Below are 17,712 nucleotides of genomic sequence, written 5' to 3'. Positions count from 1 at the left end.
CCCTCCTTATCCTAACAGTTCTTGTACTGATTTTCCACGTAACTTAGCTACGTCTTCAGCACGTTTCAATTGCTTCAATCCTTCAATTGTTGCGCGAACCATATTAATAGGTGTATTAGTACCTAGTGATTTAGACAAGATATCGCTAACTCCGCCTAATTCAAGTACCGCACGAACAGGACCACCAGCAATTACTCCTGTACCTTCAGAAGCTGGTTTCAATAGAATGTGACCTGCGCCATAGCGACCGTTCACAAGGTGAGGAATAGTAGTACCAACCATTGGTACAGTAATTAGATTTTTCTTAGCATCCTCAATAGCTTTACGGATAGCATCCGGAACTTCTTGAGCTTTACCAGTACCAAATCCAACATGACCATTTTTATCACCAACAACAACTAGTGCAGTGAAACGGAAACGACGTCCGCCTTTAACAACTTTAGCTACACGATTTACTGTAACTACGCGTTCTTCAAGTTCTAATTTATTAGGATCAATGCTACGCATCTGTTATGTCCCTCCTTATCCATTAAAATTCTAAGCCGTTTTCACGAGCAGCGTCAGCCAATGCTTTAACACGACCATGGAAGAGGTAACCACCGCGGTCAAATACCACAGCTTTGAAACCTTTTTCAACAGCACGTTTCGCAATAAGTTCGCCAACTTTTTGAGCTGCTTCAGCATTGCTACTAGCTTCGATACCGATCTCTTTATCAAGAGTTGAAGCACTTGCTAATGTTACGCCTTTTGCATCGTCAATTAATTGTGCGTAAATGTGTTTGTTTGAACGAAACACATTTAAACGAGGACGAGCTTCTGTTCCAGAAAGCTTAGCACGTACACGCGCATGTCTTTTCTGACGAGTAGCATTTTTATCAAGCTTCGTAATCATTTACGTCACTCCTTTCGTTTACTTATGCGGCATTACTTACCAGTTTTACCTTCTTTACGACGAACGAATTCGCCTTCGTAACGGATACCTTTACCTTTATACGGTTCAGGTGGGCGAACATCACGGATATTAGCTGCTAGAGCTCCTACACGTTCTTTGTTTGCACCTTTGATGATTACTTTTGTATTAGAAGGAACTTCGACTTCAACGCCAGCTTCTGGCTCTATTTCTACAGGGTGGGAATATCCTACGTTAAGGACAAGCTTGTTACCTTGCTTTTGTGCACGGTACCCAACCCCAATAAGTTCAAGTGATTTTACGAATCCTGTTGATACACCTTCAACCATGTTAGAGATAAGTGCGCGAGTAGTACCGTGTAAAGAACGGTGAGCCTTCTCGTCAGACGGACGTGTAACAGTTAACACGTTCTCTTCAACAACGATTGAAAGGTCAGGATTGAATGATCTAGTTAATTCACCTTTAGGTCCTTTAACAGTTACTTCACTTCCAGTAACAGTAACTGTCACGCCTGCAGGGATTTCAATAGGTTTTTTACCTATACGAGACATAATGTGCACCTCCATTCTTGTGAAAATGTATTACCAAACGTATGCTAAAACTTCTCCGCCAACTTGTTTAGAGCGAGCTTCCTTGTCTGTTAAAACTCCGTGAGAAGTAGAAACAATTGCGATACCTAAACCGTTAAGAACGCGTGGTACCTCTCCAGTTTTTGCATATACACGCAAACCAGGTTTGCTGATACGTTTTAGACCAGTGATAACACGTTCGTTGTTTGCACCGTATTTTAAGAAGATACGGATGATACCTTGTTTGTTGTCTTCGATTAATTCAAAGTCACGTACGAAGCCTTCACTTTTTAAGATCTCAGCAATTTCCTTTTTGATCTTTGAAGCAGGAACTTCCAGTTTTTCGTGACGAACCATATTCGCATTACGGATGCGAGTAAGCATATCTGCAATAGGATCTGTCATGACCATTATATTTTACCTCCTTCCCAAACTCGGGTTTTACCAGCTAGCTTTTTTAACGCCAGGAATTTGTCCTTTATATGCAAGTTCGCGGAAACAAATACGACAAAGTTTAAATTTACGTAATACAGAATGTGGACGTCCGCAACGTTCGCAACGTGTATATTCTTGTACTTTAAACTTCTGTTCGCGTTTTTGCTTTACGATCATAGACTTTTTAGCCACGATTTCGCCTCCCTTTATTTAGAGATTACTTTTGGAACGGCATTCCAACTTGAGTAAGTAGTTCACGAGCTTCTTCGTCAGTGTTGGCAGTCGTTACGATAACGATGTCCATACCACGAACTTTGCTCACTTTATCGTAATCAATCTCAGGGAAGATAAGTTGTTCTTTAACACCTAATGTATAGTTCCCACGTCCGTCAAAGGATTTCTTTGAAACGCCGCGGAAATCACGTACACGCGGTAAAGATACAGATACTAGCTTATCAAGGAATTGATACATACGCTCTCCACGTAATGTAACTTTCGCTCCGATAGGCATACCTTCACGCAAACGGAAGCCTGCGATTGATTTTTTTGCTTTTGTTATAACTGGTTTTTGACCAGTGATCAATGTAAGTTCTTCAACAGCTGTATCTAAAGCTTTCGAGTTAGATACTGCGTCACCCACACCCATGTTAATAACGATTTTCTCAATGTTTGGTACTTGCATTACTGATTGATAGTTGAATTTACCCATCAATGACGGTGTAATTTCACTTTTTAATTTTTCTTTAAGGCGGCTCATTGCTTAGTGTACCTCCCTTCATTTATGACTTATTTATCTAAAGATTCACCTGATATTTTAGCTACGCGTACTTTTTTACCATTTTCGATCTTATATCCTACACGAGTCGGTTTACCTGATTTAGGATCAAGTGGCATTACATTGGATACGTGAATAGCAGCTTCTTTGCTAATAATTCCACCTTGTGGATTAAGTTGAGATGGCTTGGAATGCTTTTTCACGATGTTAATTCCTTCAACAAGCACACGATTTTGTTTCGGATATGCAGAAAGAATTGTTCCTTGTTTGCCTTTGTCCTTACCAGAGATGACTACGACTTTGTCACCTTTTTTAACATGCATTAGCTTGGCACCTCCTTGAAAGGCTTTATACAAATTTTACATATTATAGAACTTCTGGAGCAAGAGAAACGATCTTCATGAAACTATTGTCACGTAATTCACGAGCAACAGGTCCAAAAATACGTGTTCCACGTGGGCTCTTATCGTCACGGATAATTACACATGCGTTTTCATCAAAACGAATGTAAGAACCGTCAGGACGACGCATACCACGTTTTGTACGGACAACAACAGCCTTAACGACTTCACCTTTTTTAACAACGCCTCCTGGTGTTGCCTGTTTAACTGTACAAACGATGATATCACCGATGTTTGCAGTTTTACGGCCAGAACCACCTAGGACTTTAATTGTTAGCACTTCACGAGCACCTGAATTGTCAGCGACTTTTAAACGAGATTCTTGTTGAATCATGTACGGTACCTCCCTTCGGAATTAGCTTAATCCGAACTATATTAAATGATTACTGCTTTTTCTACTACTTCTACAAGACGGAAGCGTTTAGTAGCTGAAAGTGGACGAGTTTCCATGATACGTACTACGTCGCCTGCTTTAGCTTCGTTTAGCTCGTCATGAGCTTTTAACTTTTTAGAGTATTTCACGCGTTTACCGTATAAAGAATGCTTTTTATAGGTTTCTACAACTACTGTAACTGTTTTATCCATTTTGTCGGATACTACGCGTCCAGTGTAGATTTTGCGTTGGTTGCGTTCGCTCATTCTGCAAACCTCCATTCATTATCGATTAGTGACACCGATCTCTCTTTGACGAACAACTGTTTTCATACGAGCAATCGATTTGCGAACTTCACGGATGCGAGCTGTATTTTCAAGTTGTCCAGTAGCTAACTGGAAACGAAGATTAAATAGTTCTTCTTTAAGAGATTTTAGTTTTTGTTCAATTTCAGCAGTGGTTAGATCTTTGATTTCATTAGCTTTCATTTGTTTCACCACCAATTTCCTCTCTTTTTACAAACTTGCATTTGATTGGAAGTTTGTGTGCTGCAAGGCGCAATGCTTCTCTTGCCACCTCTTCAGATACACCAGAGATTTCAAACATAACTTTGCCCGGTTTAACAACTGCTACCCAACCTTCAGGAGCACCTTTACCGGAACCCATCCGTACTTCAAGCGGCTTGGCTGTGTAAGGTTTGCTTGGGAAGATTTTGATCCAAACTTTTCCTCCACGTTTCATATAACGAGTCATCGCAATACGAGCTGCTTCGATTTGACGGTTCGTGATCCAGGAAGCTTCTTGAGCTTGAAGTCCAAATTCTCCGAAATGAACTTCAGTGCCGCCCTTAGCCATCCCTCTCATCTTACCGCGGTGTTCACGACGGTATTTTACGCGTTTTGGCAATAACATATTACTTTCCTCCTTCCTCAGATTTCTTCTTAGTAGGAAGAACTTCTCCACGGTAGATCCAAACTTTCACGCCTAACTTACCGTAAGTAGTATCTGCTTCAGCATGAGCATAATCTATGTCAGCACGAAGTGTGTGAAGTGGAACTGTTCCTTCGCTGTAATGTTCAGCACGAGCAATATCAGCACCGCCAAGACGACCAGAAACTTGTGTTTTGATTCCTTTTGCGCCAGAACGCATAGTACGTTGGATAGCTTGTTTTTGAGCACGACGGAATGAAACACGATTTTCTAATTGACGAGCGATGTTTTCAGCAACCAATTTTGCGTCAAGATCTGCTCTTTTAATTTCAATGATATTGATATGAACTCTTTTGCCAGTCAGCTGGTTCAAAGCTTTACGTAGTGCTTCGACTTCAGTACCGCCCTTACCGATAACCATTCCTGGTTTAGCAGTGTGAACAGATACATTGATGCGGTTAGCAGCACGTTCGATTTCAACCTTGGATACAGAAGCATCATTTAAGCGTTTCGCAATATATTCACGAACTTTAATGTCTTCATGCAAAAGAGTAGCGTAGTCTTTATCAGCGTACCATTTGGATTCCCAATCACGGATGATCCCGATACGCATACCGATAGGATTTACCTTTTGACCCACAGATTACCCCTCCTTCTTTTCTGATACAACGATTGTAATATGACTAGTACGTTTGTTTATTGCACTCGCACGACCTTGAGCGCGAGGACGGAAACGTTTTAATGTTGGTCCTTCGTTAACGTATGCTTCTGAAACGACTAGGTTATTAATATCCATTTCGTAGTTGTGTTCTGCATTTGCAATAGCAGATTTCAGAATTTTTTCTACGACTGGAGAAGCAGATTTTGGTGTTAAGCGAAGAATCGCTACTGCTTCACCTACTTGTTTTCCTCGAATTAAATCTGCGACTAAACGCACTTTACGAGGAGCAATACGAACTGTTTTAGCGACAGCTTTAGCTTGCATGAGATGCCCTCCTCTCATTAACGTCTTGTTTTCTTGTCATCACTTGCGTGACCTTTATAAGTGCGTGTAGGCGCGAATTCGCCTAGTTTGTGACCTACCATATCTTCTGTAACATAAACCGGCACATGCTTACGACCGTCATAAACGGCGATTGTGTGTCCGATGAATTGCGGGAAGATTGTTGAGCGACGAGACCAAGTTTTTACTACCTGTTTCTTGTCTGCTTCATTTAATTTTTCAACTTTTACCAATAAATGATCATCAACAAAAGGCCCTTTTTTTAAGCTACGACCCATGCGAGTACCTCCCTTCGTGACTGTTCTACGGTTCTATATATGAACCGTAGCTCAATCCCGTTATTTTTTACGACGACGTACGATAAATTTATCGGATTTATTTTTCTTCTTACGAGTTTTGAATCCAAGAGTAGGTTTACCCCATGGAGACATTGGTGATTTACGTCCGATTGGTGCTTTACCTTCACCACCACCGTGTGGGTGATCATTCGGGTTCATTACAGATCCACGAACTGTTGGGCGTTTACCTAACCAACGGTTACGGCCAGCTTTACCAATGTTGATAAGTTCATGTTGTTCATTACCAACTTGACCGATTGAAGCACGGCAAGTAGCAAGAATCATACGAACCTCACCTGAGTTTAATCGTACAAGTACATAACGACCTTCTTTACCAAGTACTTGAGCAGATGTTCCTGCTGAACGGACTAATTGTCCACCTTTTCCTGGTTTAAGTTCGATGTTGTGAATTACTGTACCAACTGGGATGTTAATAAGAGGTAGTGCGTTACCCACTTTGATGTCAGCTTCTGGACCTGACATAACTTCCAAACCTACTTCTAGGTTTTTCGGAGCTAGGATATAACGTTTTTCTCCATCAACGTAATTAATTAATGCAATGTTTGCAGAACGATTTGGATCGTACTCAATAGTAGCAACGCGTCCTGGTATACCATCTTTATTCCGTTTGAAATCGATGATACGGTATTGACGCTTGTGGCCGCCACCTTGATGACGAACTGTTAACTTACCTTGGTTATTACGGCCGCCTTTGCTGTGTAAAGGAGCAAGTAATGATTTTTCCGGTTTGTCTGTAGTGATCTCAGCAAAATCCGAAGTTGTCATATTACGTCGACCGTTAGAGGTAGGTTTATACTTCTTAATCGCCATTTGTATTTCCCTCCTTCTCTAATGAATTAAGCTTCGAATAGCTCGATTTCTTTGCTGTCAGCAGTTAATTTAACAATAGCTTTACGGCGCTTGTTAGTATAGCCTGCATGTTTGCCCATGCGTTTGAATTTACCTTTGTAGTTCATGATGTTTACTTTCTCAACTTTAACGCCGAAAATTTCTTGAACAGCATCTTTAACTTGAGTTTTATTAGCTCTAACATCAACTTCAAAAGTATATTTCTTTTCAGCCATTACGTCTGAAGAGCGTTCAGTGATTACGGGGCGCTTAATGATATCGCGTGCATCCATTATGCAAGCACCTCCTCTACTTTTTCGACAGCTGATTTAGTCAAGATCAATTTGTTGTGTGAAACAACATCAAGAACGTTAAGACCGTCAGCTTCAACTACAGTAACACCAGGGATGTTACGTGCAGAAAGAGCAACTTTCTCATCTAAACCGTCAGTAACGACTAACGTTTTAGTATCAACAGAAAGGTTTTTAAGTACCGCTACAAACTCTTTTGTTTTTGGAGCTTCGAAAGACAAACTTTCAAGTACCAAAATATTCTCTTCCAATGCCTTTGCAGACAATGCAGATTTAATAGCTAAACGACGTACCTTTTTAGGTAGCTTGTAAGCGTAAGATCTTGGAGTAGGTCCAAAAACAACGCCACCGCCACGCCATTGTGGAGAACGGATAGAACCTTGACGCGCACGTCCAGTTCCTTTTTGTTTCCAAGGTTTACGTCCACCGCCTGCAACTTCAGAACGGTTTTTAACTTTATGAGTTCCTTGACGTAAGGAAGCTCGTTGCATAATGATTGCTTCAAATAATACATGATTATTAGGTTCGATACCAAAGATGGATTCATTTAGTTCGATGTCGCCAACTTGTGAACCTGTTTGGTTGAACAATGTAACTTTTGGCATTCTATTGCTCCTCCTTTCTCAGAAATTACTTTGCTTTAACAGCAGTTTTAACTTTGATCAATGCTTTTCTAGCACCAGGTACATTACCTTTGATCAATAGTAGGTTGCGTTCAACATCAACTTTAACGATAGCTAAGTTTTGAACAGTAATTTGTTCTCCACCCATACGTCCTGGTAATAGTTTACCTTTGAATACGCGGTTTGGAGCTACAGGACCCATTGAACCTGGGCGACGGTGGTAACGAGAACCATGAGACATAGGTCCGCGAGATTGTCCATGACGCTTGATAGAGCCTTGGAAACCTTTACCTTTTGAAATTCCTGATACATCTACTAAATCGCCTTCAGCGAAAATACTAACATTGACTTCTTGACCGATCTCATATTCAGTAAGATCCGTTCCGCGGAATTCGCGAATGAAGCGCTTAGGAGTAGTATTTGCTTTTTCAACATGGCCCTTTTCAGGTTTGTTAGAAAGCTTTTCACGTTTGTTTTCAAAACCAACTTGAACTGCTTCATAGCCATCAGTTTCAACAGTTTTCTTTTGAAGAACCACGTTATTAGCAGCTTCGATAACTGTTACCGGAATAAGTTCACCGTTTTCAGCAAAAACTTGAGTCATACCGATTTTTCTTCCTAAGATTCCTTTGGTCATAAGTCACACCTCCTAGAGTAATTGTTCATATTTATATGAATTATAATTTGATTTCAATGTCAACGCCTGATGGTAAATCTAAACGCATCAATGAATCAACTGTTTGTGGAGTTGGATTAACGATGTCGATTAGACGTTTATGCGTACGCATTTCGAATTGTTCACGAGAATCTTTGTATTTATGAACCGCACGTAGGATCGTATATACCGATCTTTCAGTAGGTAATGGAATTGGACCAGATACAGCCGCACCAGAACGTTTTGCAGTTTCAACAATTTTCTCAGCAGATTGATCAAGAATTCTGTGATCATATGCTTTTAAACGGATACGAATTTTTTGTTTTGCCATAATTTTCCCTCCTTTTCGCCTATTTTAAAATAGACCTTCTCAATGGAAATTTCCCACACACTCGCCATGGCAAAGCGGCCGGGTGTGTCAGCAACCTTCCATATCATCGCAGTCAAAGACCAACATTGTCTATTATACATAAAACACAAGTAGAATGCAAGTTAAACTTAGATTTTTCTTGTGCAACACACTTTTATTATTATACATACTATCACAAGTATTTACAAGTACATTCTACATGGTCTTTCATATCCATTTTCTTCAATTCGAAAATCTTCATGAAACTTAATAAATTCACAAATTTTTTTATCGATATTATAGAAGAAGAAAATAAATAACCTTTAGAAAATAGAAAAGAAGCAGATGGCGTCCCATCTGCTTCTCCCGGAAGGCGTCCCTTCCAATATTGTTTTATGAATCAATTACTCTGTGATTGTAGCAACTACGCCAGCGCCTACAGTACGTCCACCCTCACGGATAGAGAATTTAGTACCTTCTTCGATAGCGATTGGAGCGATAAGTTCTACAGTCATTTCGATGTTGTCTCCCGGCATAACCATTTCTACGCCTTCAGGAAGGTTACAAATACCAGTTACGTCAGTTGTACGGAAGTAGAACTGAGGACGGTAGTTTGTAAAGAATGGAGTGTGACGTCCACCTTCTTCTTTAGAAAGAACATAAACTTCAGCTTTGAACTTTGTGTGTGGAGTGATTGTACCTGGTTTAGCAAGTACTTGTCCACGTTGGATATCTTCACGGGATACACCACGAAGTAGTGCACCAATGTTGTCACCAGCTTCAGCATAGTCAAGAAGTTTACGGAACATTTCAACACCAGTTACTGTTGTTGGTTTAGACTCTTCGTTGAAACCGATGATGTCAACAACGTCACCGACTTTAACTTGTCCACGCTCAACACGACCCGTTGCAACTGTTCCACGACCAGTAATTGAGAATACATCCTCAACTGGCATCATGAATGGTTTTTCAGTGTCACGAGTTGGTTCTGGGATATATTCGTCAACAGCTGCCATTAATTCATGAATTTTTTCTTCCCAAGCAGCGTCTCCTTCAAGAGCTCTTAGTGCAGATCCTTTGATAACTGGAATGTCATCGCCAGGGAAATCGTATTCAGATAGAAGATCACGGATTTCCATTTCTACTAATTCAAGAAGTTCTTCGTCATCAACCATGTCGCATTTGTTCATGAATACTACAAGGAATGGTACACCTACTTGACGTGAAAGAAGGATGTGCTCACGAGTTTGTGGCATTGGGCCATCAGCAGCAGATACTACTAGGATACCGCCGTCCATTTGTGCAGCACCTGTGATCATGTTTTTAACATAGTCAGCATGTCCTGGGCAGTCAACGTGTGCATAGTGACGAGTAGCTGTTTCATACTCAACGTGTGCAGTAGAGATTGTGATACCACGTTCTCTTTCTTCTGGAGCACCATCGATTTGGTCATAAGCGCGAGCTTCTGCGCCACCAGATTTAGCAAGTACAGTTGTGATTGCAGCTGTTAGAGTTGTTTTACCATGGTCAACGTGACCAATTGTTCCAACGTTAACGTGCGGTTTTGAACGATCAAATTTAGCTTTTCCCATTAGGAATTCCTCCTTAAAATTATAAATAAAAGATTAAGTATATAGGGCTGTGAAAGAAGACTAATTCTTCCATCACAGCTTACATAAGATAGTTATACTTTAATAAGAGATGAAAATCAATTATTCACCTTTATTTTTTTTGATGATTTCTTCAGAAATGCTCTTAGGTACTTCTTCATAATGATCGAAGTGCATAGAGAATGTTCCGCGCCCTTGAGTGTTAGAACGTAAAGATGTAGCATATCCGAACATTTCGGATAGTGGAACCATCGCTTTAACCATTTGTGTGTTACCGCGAGCTTCCATACCTTCTACACGACCACGACGAGATGTGATATCCCCCATGATGTCGCCTAGGTAATCTTCTGGAATAACTACTTCCACTTTCATGATTGGTTCAAGGATGACAGGCTTACATTTAGAAGCTGCATTTTTAAGTGCCATAGATGCAGCAATTTTAAATGCCATTTCGTTGGAGTCAACGTCATGGTAAGATCCGTCAAATAATTTTGCTTTGATGTCGACTAGCGGGTAACCAGCAAGTACACCACGGTCAAGTGAATCAACTAATCCAGCTTGTACAGCAGGGATGTATTCACGTGGTACTACACCACCGACAATAGCATTTTCAAATTCGAATCCTTTACCTTCTTCGTTTGGACCAAATTCAATCCATACGTGTCCGAATTGTCCACGACCACCTGATTGGCGAACGAATTTACCTTCAACTTTAGCTGAACCACGGAAAGTTTCACGGTATGCTACTTGAGGAGCACCAACGTTAGCTTCCACTTTAAATTCGCGACGCATACGGTCAACAAGGATGTCCAAGTGAAGTTCACCCATACCAGCGATAATCGTTTGACCAGTTTCTTGGTCAGTATGCGCACGGAATGTTGGATCTTCATCTTGTAGCTTTTGTAAAGCTTGACCCATTTTGTCTTGGTCTGCTTTGGATTTCGGTTCAACTGACAGTGAGATAACTGGCTCTGGGAATACCATGGATTCAAGAATTACTTGGTTCTTGTCGTCACATAGAGTATCACCAGTTGTAGTATCTTTCAAACCAACAGCAGCAGCGATATCCCCTGCGTATACAGTTGAGATTTCTTCACGGCTGTTTGCATGCATTTGAAGGATACGTCCAATACGTTCACGTTTACCTTTTGTTGAGTTGATTACATAAGATCCTGATTCTAATGTACCTGAGTACACACGGAAGAATGTAAGTTTACCAACGTAAGGGTCAGTCATAACTTTAAACGCTAAAGCGGAGAACGGTTCAGAATCATCTGAATGGCGTTCCACTTCATCTTCTGTATCCGGTAGAGTACCTTTAATAGCCGGCACGTCTAATGGAGATGGAAGGAAGTCGATAACGTTATCAAGCATTAATTGAACACCTTTGTTTTTGAAAGCTGATCCACAGATAACTGGGAAGAATTCAACGTTAACAGTTGCTGTACGAATAGCTGCTTTCAATTCAGCAATGCTGATTTCTTCGCCGCCAAGGTATTTTTCCATTAAGTCTTCATTAACTTCTGCTACTGCTTCAATTAACTTTTCACGGTATTCTTCAGCTAATTCCCGATGTTCTTCAGGAATTTCACCAACAGTGATATCAGTTCCTAGATCATTGGCATAGAAATGAGCTTTCATTTCAATAAGGTCGATGATTGCAGAGAATTGATCTTCAGCACCGATTGGTAACTGAACCGGGTGAGCATTAGCTTGTAGACGATCGTGGATTGTTCCAACTGAATATAGGAAATCCGCACCGATTTTGTCCATTTTATTTACGAATACGACACGTGGTACACCATAAGTTGTAGCTTGGCGCCAAACTGTTTCAGTTTGAGGCTCAACACCTGATTGGGCATCAAGTACTGCTACAGCTCCATCAAGTACGCGCAAAGAACGTTCTACTTCAACTGTGAAGTCTACGTGTCCCGGTGTATCGATGATGTTTACACGGTGACCTTTCCACTGTGCAGTTGTTGCAGCGGAAGTGATCGTGATTCCGCGTTCTTGTTCCTGTTCCATCCAGTCCATTTGTGAAGCACCTTCGTGCGTTTCACCAATTTTGTGGATTTTACCAGTGTAATATAGAACACGTTCTGTTGTTGTCGTTTTACCAGCATCGATGTGAGCCATGATACCGATATTACGAGTATTTGCTAAGGAGAACTCTCTTGCCATTTGTCTTTCTCCTTCCTTCTATAAGGATTTTATAGTGATTAATCTTACCAGCGATAGTGAGCGAAAGCTTTGTTAGCTTCAGCCATTTTGTGTGTATCTTCACGTTTCTTAACTGCTGCTCCAGTATTGTTAGCAGCATCCATGATTTCATAAGCTAAACGCTCTTCCATCGTTTTTTCTCCACGAAGGCGAGAGTAGTTTACTAACCAACGAAGTCCTAGAGTCGATTTACGGTCTGGACGCACCTCAACTGGTACTTGGTAGTTAGCTCCACCCACACGGCGTGCTTTTACTTCTAATACAGGCATGATGTTTTTAAGTGCTTGATCGAAAACTTCGATTGGCTCATTGCCAGTACGTTCTTTGATTAAATCAAATGCAGAGTAAAGAATTTTTTGTGATTTACCTCTTTGTCCATCAACCATTAATTTGTTGATTAAGCGAGTCACAAGTTTTGAATTATAAATTGGATCTGGTAATACGTCTCTTTTCGTTACAGGTCCTTTACGAGGCATTATATTTCCTCCTTTCAAGAAAGTTCAATTTTTGTTTAAGATTATTTTTTAGCTGCTTTCGGACGCTTAGTACCGTATTTAGAACGGCCTTGCATACGATTGTTAACTCCAGCAGTATCAAGAGCACCACGTACGATATGGTAACGTACCCCTGGTAAATCTTTTACACGACCGCCACGGATAAGAACCACGCTGTGTTCTTGTAGGTTGTGACCGATACCTGGGATATAAGCTGTTACCTCGATACCGTTTGTTAAACGTACACGCGCATATTTACGTAACGCGGAGTTTGGTTTTTTCGGTGTCATAGTACCCACACGAGTGCAAACACCACGTTTTTGCGGAGATGATACGTTAGTTTGTGCTTTTTTAAAGCTGTTGTAGCCTTTGTTAAGTGCTGGAGATTTTGAATTAACCTCTTTAGACTCGCGTCCTTTACGCACTAATTGATTAATAGTAGGCATTACATTTTTCCTCCCTTCACGTTTTCATTTCTAGTACCACACATCCAGGTGGTTCATAAATGGGTAAAAACAAAGTCTTTGCAAATATAATTGCAAAAACATCTTTACTTTTTAATGGCAACAGTTGCTGCTCCGACATCAATACCACATGCTTTGCCTAGCATTCTCATCGAATCAACATATGTGATAGGAACATCCAATTCTTTGGCGGTCTCAACGACACGCCCAGTCAAGTATATATCTGCATCATCAGCGATGATAACTTCTTGAATTAAATTGTTTTTAAGAGCTCTAACTGCTTGTTTCGTCCCTATAATCACTGACTTTGCCTGTATTACTTTTTCATAAGACATGGTCCATATCCTCCAAAGTTACAGGGTAACATAGGAGCACCTTTGCTATAGTATCATTAATAGTCGGATACTGTCAACTTCTTTCAAGAAAATAATTTCAGCAAAAGGTTTTCCTTACATAATTCTATTAAGATAATCAATTTGCCTAAAAGGAATATATCAAATCCTCATACGGCTTTTCAGTCAGCCATGAGTAATAAGAGAGACCAGCTCAATAAATCCTGATCCTTCAGTTCCCAACATACAGGAGTGCGGTTTTCAGTTTAAATTATTGAGCTGGTCCTTTTTCCTTTAATCCACTGTTACAGTATCGGCACTTTCGTCACCAACAACGACAGGGTTTGCTTTTCTGTATCTAAGCATTCCCGTTCCTGCAGGGACAAGTTTACCGATGATGACATTTTCTTTAAGTCCAAGCAATTCATCACGTTTTCCTTTTATTGCTGCATCAGTCAAGACTCTGGTTGTTTCTTGGAATGACGCGGCGGACAAGAAGGAATCCGTTTCAAGTGATGCTTTTGTGATACCTAGCAGTACAGGGCGGCCTGTAGCTGGTAATTTGTTAGTCAGCAATGCATCTGTGTTTGCAGTAGTGAACTGATTAACATCCAATAATGTTCCTGGAAGCACTTCAGTTTCGCCTGCATCAAGCACACGGACTTTACGCATCATTTGTCTAACCATTACCTCGATATGTTTATCACCGATCTCAACACCTTGCATCCGGTATACTTTTTGAACTTCATGAAGCAGGTATTCCTGAACAGTAAGCACGTCTGTAACCTTCAGCAATTCTTTCGGATCGATGGAACCCTCTGTTAACTCTTCACCACGACGGACAGGAGTATCAACAGTTACTCTTAAACGGGCAGTGTATGGCGCAGTATATGTGCGTGATTCAACTGCACCTTGAACAACGATTTCCTGTTGTTTATCCCGAATTTCATTAATCGAAACAACTGTTCCTTCGATTTCGGAAATGACAGCTTGACCTTTAGGATTTCTCGCTTCAAATATTTCTTGGATACGAGGAAGACCTTGAGTGATATCGTCCCCAGCAACCCCACCTGTATGGAATGTACGCATCGTCAACTGTGTACCAGGTTCTCCGATTGATTGAGCGGCAATGATACCGACTGCTTCGCCCACTTCAACTTCTTGACCTGTAGCCAGGTTGCGTCCATAACATTTTTTACATACACCATGGCTGGTGTTACATGTAAAGGCAGAACGGATCCATGCTGTTTCAATTCCAAGTGATTCAATATAATTAGCAAGATCTTCAGTAATAAGATCATTTTCAGCCACGATTACTTCATTTGTTTCTGGATGTTTGATCGCTTTTCTTGCATAACGGCCAACCAGGCGCTCTTCAAGATGCTCAATTATTTCAGTGCCCTCTCTCAAGGCTGAAATTTTCAAGCCGCGGTCGGTTCCACAATCGTCATCACGGATGATAACATCTTGGGCAACGTCAACAAGTCGACGGGTAAGGTAACCGGAATCGGCTGTTTTAAGTGCTGTATCGGCAAGACCTTTACGCGCACCATGTGTAGAGATGAAGTACTCCAACACTGTTAAACCTTCACGGAAACTTGATTTGATCGGTAATTCAATGATACGTCCAGCCGGGTTGGCCATCAAACCACGCATACCCGCAAGCTGCGTAAAGTTGGAAGCATTACCACGGGCACCGGAGTCACTCATCATGAAGATTGGGTTGCGTCGGTCCAATGAGTCCATAAGTTTGGACTGAATGGTATCCTTGGCCGCACTCCAAATTGAAATGACGCGATCATAACGCTCATCCTCAGTAATTAGACCGCGTCTGAATTGTTTCAAGACGTTATCCACTTTGGTTTGAGCTTCAGTAATGATTTCTTGTTTTTCTTTTAAAACGACAATATCAGCCACACCAACGGTAATACCAGCTTTTGTCGAATATTTGAATCCAAGATCTTTCATCCGGTCAAGCATTTTGGATGTTTCGGTAATTTTAAAACGTTTAAAGACTTCCGCAATGATATTTCCAAGAATTTGTTTCTTGAAAGGATCAATAGCAGGTTGAGCCTTAATCAATTCAGGGATATTAGCGCCTTTTTCCACAAAATATTTCTCTGGAGTTTTCGTTTCCAAATTATATCGTGTTGGTTCGTTAATATACGGGAATGATTTTGGTAAAATTTCATTGAAGATCAATTTACCGACTGTGGTAATTAAAAGTTGACCGTTTTGTTCTTCAGTGAATGTTTCATTATTTAGTGACGATGCATGCACAGCACAACGGGAATGCAAGTGTACATATCCGTTTTGGTATGCAAGTAATGCTTCACTTGTATCTTTAAAGATCATACCTTCACCGATAGCGCCTTCTCTTTCCAATGTTAAGTAATAGTTACCTAATACCATATCTTGTGAAGGTGTAACGACAGGTTTACCATCTTTAGGGTTCAAAATGTTCTGTGCTGCAAGCATAAGCATACGTGCTTCGGCTTGGGCTTCAGAAGATAGAGGAACGTGGACCGCCATTTGGTCACCGTCAAAGTCAGCGTTGTAAGCTGTACATACGAGCGGATGCAAACGAATTGCGCGACCTTCAACCAACGTTGGTTCAAATGCTTGGATACCAAGTCTATGAAGTGTCGGTGCACGGTTCAATAGTACTGGGTGTTCTCTAATAACTTCTTCTAGTACATCCCATATTTCAGGAGATAAACGTTCAATTTTACGCTTAGCTGATTTGATGTTATGCGCTAGACCTCTTTGAACAAGCTCCTTCATAACGAATGGTTTGAATAATTCAATCGCCATTTCTTTCGGAAGACCACATTGGTACATCTTTAAGTTTGGTCCGACTACGATAACGGAACGGCCAGAATAATCAACACGTTTACCAAGAAGGTTTTGACGGAAACGTCCTTGTTTACCTTTTAACATGTGAGATAAAGATTTTAACGGACGGTTACCAGGTCCAGTTACCGGACGGCCGCGACGGCCATTATCGATAAGAGCATCGACGGCTTCTTGCAGCATACGCTTCTCGTTTTGAACGATAATGCTTGGTGCTCCAAGATCCAGTAATCTTTTCAACCGATTATTTCGGTTGATAACACGGCGATATAAATCATTTAGATCAGATGTGGCAAAACGCCCTCCATCAAGTTGAACCATAGGACGAAGTTCCGGTGGAATGACCGGAAGCACGTCAAGAATCATCCATGAAGGCTCATTTCCGGAGTTACGGAATGCTTCAAGCACTTCCAAGCGTTTGATTGCACGGGTTCTGCGTTGTCCTTGAGCTGTTTTAAGCTCCTCTTTCAACGACTCTACTTCCTTTTCCGTATCAATATCTTGTAAAAGTTTTTTAATAGCTTCCGCACCCATGGCAGCTTGGAACTTCTTACCGTATTTTTCACGGTATGTACGATATTCCTTTTCAGAAAGAAGCTGTTTCTTTTCTAAAGTTGTATCGCCCGTTTCAGTTACGACGTAAGATGCAAAGTAAATAACTTCTTCCAATGCCCGTGGAGACATGTCAAGTACAAGTCCCATACGGCTTGGGATCCCTTTAAAGTACCATATGTGTGAAACTGGAGCTGCCAGCTCAATATGACCCATACGCTCACGACGCACCTTAGCACGAGTGACTTCAACACCACAACGGTCACAGACTACGCCTTTATAACGAACACGTTTATATTTTCCGCAATGACATTCCCAGTCCTTTTGAGGTCCAAAAATTCTCTCACAGAATAAACCGTCTTTTTCTGGCTTTAACGTACGATAGTTGATTGTTTCTGGTTTTTTAACTTCTCCATGGGACCAAGAACGAATCTTGTCTGGTGAAGCAAGACCAATTTTCATATACTCAAAATTATTAACGTCTAACAAGGGGCCTACCTCCCTTTTAATCTCCAGGTTTAACCCTTGATTGCCGTCAAATATCAGGCAATCTTACACCGGATGATGGTTGATTGAATCAATAAGGCTCTAACAAGGCAGCATGATCTTCAAAGGAACATCTTGCTGCCAGTCAGAGCGGGTAATAAATAACTAGATATGTTTATA

General features: G+C 40.9%; 25 protein-coding genes. All 25 read right to left on the bottom strand.

Annotated features, from left to right (window positions below; translation table 11 throughout):
- Positions 1-6: 6 nt before the first annotated feature.
- Positions 7-507, bottom strand: a complete 501-nt coding sequence (gene rpsE, locus Q8G36_RS22475) for a 30S ribosomal protein S5 (RefSeq protein ID WP_034304987.1) — start codon at positions 505-507, stop codon at positions 7-9.
- 22 nt (positions 508-529) lie between these two features.
- Positions 530-892 carry a 50S ribosomal protein L18 gene (rplR, locus tag Q8G36_RS22470; RefSeq protein ID WP_053349055.1) on the bottom strand — a complete coding sequence of 121 codons (363 nt, stop codon included), beginning with the start codon at positions 890-892 and terminating at the stop codon, positions 530-532.
- Positions 893-924: 32 nt separating this feature from the next.
- Entirely contained in the window at positions 925-1,461 is a 537-nt protein-coding gene (gene rplF, locus Q8G36_RS22465; protein WP_251436452.1) for a 50S ribosomal protein L6, read from the bottom strand.
- A gap of 30 nt (positions 1,462-1,491) precedes the next feature.
- Positions 1,492-1,890, bottom strand: coding sequence for a 30S ribosomal protein S8 (gene rpsH / locus Q8G36_RS22460; protein WP_034304995.1), 399 nt, complete (start codon positions 1,888-1,890; stop codon positions 1,492-1,494).
- A gap of 30 nt (positions 1,891-1,920) precedes the next feature.
- Complete coding sequence (locus Q8G36_RS22455) at positions 1,921-2,106, bottom strand: type Z 30S ribosomal protein S14 (RefSeq protein ID WP_034304998.1); 186 nt, start codon at positions 2,104-2,106, stop codon at positions 1,921-1,923.
- A gap of 25 nt (positions 2,107-2,131) precedes the next feature.
- Entirely contained in the window at positions 2,132-2,671 is a 540-nt protein-coding gene (gene rplE, locus Q8G36_RS22450; RefSeq protein WP_063235797.1) for a 50S ribosomal protein L5, read from the bottom strand.
- Positions 2,672-2,700: 29 nt separating this feature from the next.
- On the bottom strand, positions 2,701-3,012 hold the full coding sequence (gene rplX, locus Q8G36_RS22445; protein WP_034305002.1) for a 50S ribosomal protein L24: 312 nt from the start codon (positions 3,010-3,012) through the stop codon (positions 2,701-2,703).
- Positions 3,013-3,055: 43 nt separating this feature from the next.
- Complete coding sequence (gene rplN / locus Q8G36_RS22440) at positions 3,056-3,424, bottom strand: 50S ribosomal protein L14 (protein WP_034305005.1); 369 nt, start codon at positions 3,422-3,424, stop codon at positions 3,056-3,058.
- A gap of 41 nt (positions 3,425-3,465) precedes the next feature.
- Positions 3,466-3,729, bottom strand: a complete 264-nt coding sequence (gene rpsQ, locus Q8G36_RS22435; protein ID WP_034305007.1) for a 30S ribosomal protein S17 — start codon at positions 3,727-3,729, stop codon at positions 3,466-3,468.
- An 18-nt stretch (positions 3,730-3,747) separates the two neighbouring features.
- On the bottom strand, positions 3,748-3,951 hold the full coding sequence (gene rpmC, locus Q8G36_RS22430) for a 50S ribosomal protein L29 (RefSeq protein WP_034305010.1): 204 nt from the start codon (positions 3,949-3,951) through the stop codon (positions 3,748-3,750).
- On the bottom strand, positions 3,941-4,375 hold the full coding sequence (gene rplP / locus Q8G36_RS22425; RefSeq protein ID WP_034305012.1) for a 50S ribosomal protein L16: 435 nt from the start codon (positions 4,373-4,375) through the stop codon (positions 3,941-3,943). The genes rpmC and rplP overlap by 11 nt, the downstream gene beginning before the upstream one ends.
- Position 4,376: 1 nt before the next feature.
- Entirely contained in the window at positions 4,377-5,033 is a 657-nt protein-coding gene (gene rpsC, locus Q8G36_RS22420) for a 30S ribosomal protein S3 (RefSeq protein WP_063235795.1), read from the bottom strand.
- Positions 5,034-5,036: 3 nt separating this feature from the next.
- The gene (gene rplV / locus Q8G36_RS22415) at positions 5,037-5,378 is read right to left on the bottom strand and encodes a 50S ribosomal protein L22 (RefSeq protein ID WP_034305017.1); all 342 of its coding nucleotides are present in this window, start codon (positions 5,376-5,378) and stop codon (positions 5,037-5,039) included.
- Positions 5,379-5,395: 17 nt separating this feature from the next.
- A complete protein-coding gene (gene rpsS / locus Q8G36_RS22410) occupies positions 5,396-5,674 on the bottom strand; it encodes a 30S ribosomal protein S19 (RefSeq protein ID WP_034305018.1) in 279 nt (92 codons plus the stop codon).
- Between the two features lie 60 nt (positions 5,675-5,734).
- Positions 5,735-6,565, bottom strand: a complete 831-nt coding sequence (gene rplB / locus Q8G36_RS22405) for a 50S ribosomal protein L2 (RefSeq protein WP_034305021.1) — start codon at positions 6,563-6,565, stop codon at positions 5,735-5,737.
- Between the two features lie 26 nt (positions 6,566-6,591).
- A complete protein-coding gene (gene rplW / locus Q8G36_RS22400) occupies positions 6,592-6,876 on the bottom strand; it encodes a 50S ribosomal protein L23 (RefSeq protein WP_057915217.1) in 285 nt (94 codons plus the stop codon).
- A complete protein-coding gene (gene rplD / locus Q8G36_RS22395) occupies positions 6,876-7,499 on the bottom strand; it encodes a 50S ribosomal protein L4 (protein WP_034305025.1) in 624 nt (207 codons plus the stop codon). The genes rplW and rplD overlap by 1 nt, the downstream gene beginning before the upstream one ends.
- Before the next feature lie 25 nt (positions 7,500-7,524).
- Entirely contained in the window at positions 7,525-8,154 is a 630-nt protein-coding gene (gene rplC, locus Q8G36_RS22390; protein WP_034305028.1) for a 50S ribosomal protein L3, read from the bottom strand.
- Positions 8,155-8,194: 40 nt separating this feature from the next.
- Positions 8,195-8,503, bottom strand: coding sequence for a 30S ribosomal protein S10 (rpsJ, locus tag Q8G36_RS22385; RefSeq protein ID WP_019244375.1), 309 nt, complete (start codon positions 8,501-8,503; stop codon positions 8,195-8,197).
- A 422-nt stretch (positions 8,504-8,925) separates the two neighbouring features.
- The gene (gene tuf / locus Q8G36_RS22380; RefSeq protein ID WP_251436454.1) at positions 8,926-10,113 is read right to left on the bottom strand and encodes an elongation factor Tu; all 1,188 of its coding nucleotides are present in this window, start codon (positions 10,111-10,113) and stop codon (positions 8,926-8,928) included.
- A 120-nt stretch (positions 10,114-10,233) separates the two neighbouring features.
- Positions 10,234-12,312: an elongation factor G gene (fusA, locus tag Q8G36_RS22375; protein ID WP_061440380.1), complete on the bottom strand. Its 2,079-nt coding sequence runs from the start codon at positions 12,310-12,312 to the stop codon at positions 10,234-10,236.
- Between the two features lie 44 nt (positions 12,313-12,356).
- The gene (gene rpsG, locus Q8G36_RS22370; RefSeq protein WP_048677878.1) at positions 12,357-12,827 is read right to left on the bottom strand and encodes a 30S ribosomal protein S7; all 471 of its coding nucleotides are present in this window, start codon (positions 12,825-12,827) and stop codon (positions 12,357-12,359) included.
- 41 nt (positions 12,828-12,868) lie between these two features.
- Complete coding sequence (rpsL, locus tag Q8G36_RS22365) at positions 12,869-13,291, bottom strand: 30S ribosomal protein S12 (RefSeq protein WP_034305038.1); 423 nt, start codon at positions 13,289-13,291, stop codon at positions 12,869-12,871.
- 104 nt (positions 13,292-13,395) lie between these two features.
- Complete coding sequence (locus tag Q8G36_RS22360) at positions 13,396-13,644, bottom strand: 50S ribosomal protein L7ae-like protein (RefSeq protein ID WP_034305040.1); 249 nt, start codon at positions 13,642-13,644, stop codon at positions 13,396-13,398.
- Positions 13,645-13,935: 291 nt separating this feature from the next.
- On the bottom strand, positions 13,936-17,535 hold the full coding sequence (gene rpoC, locus Q8G36_RS22355; RefSeq protein WP_305161983.1) for a DNA-directed RNA polymerase subunit beta': 3,600 nt from the start codon (positions 17,533-17,535) through the stop codon (positions 13,936-13,938).
- Positions 17,536-17,712 lie beyond the last annotated feature (177 nt).

Source organism: Peribacillus frigoritolerans (assembly GCF_030676415.1).
GTDB lineage: Bacteria > Bacillota > Bacilli > Bacillales > DSM-1321 > Peribacillus > Peribacillus frigoritolerans_A.
The sequence above is the reverse complement of the archived record's forward strand: the minus strand, read 5'-3'. Positions and strand labels throughout refer to the sequence as shown.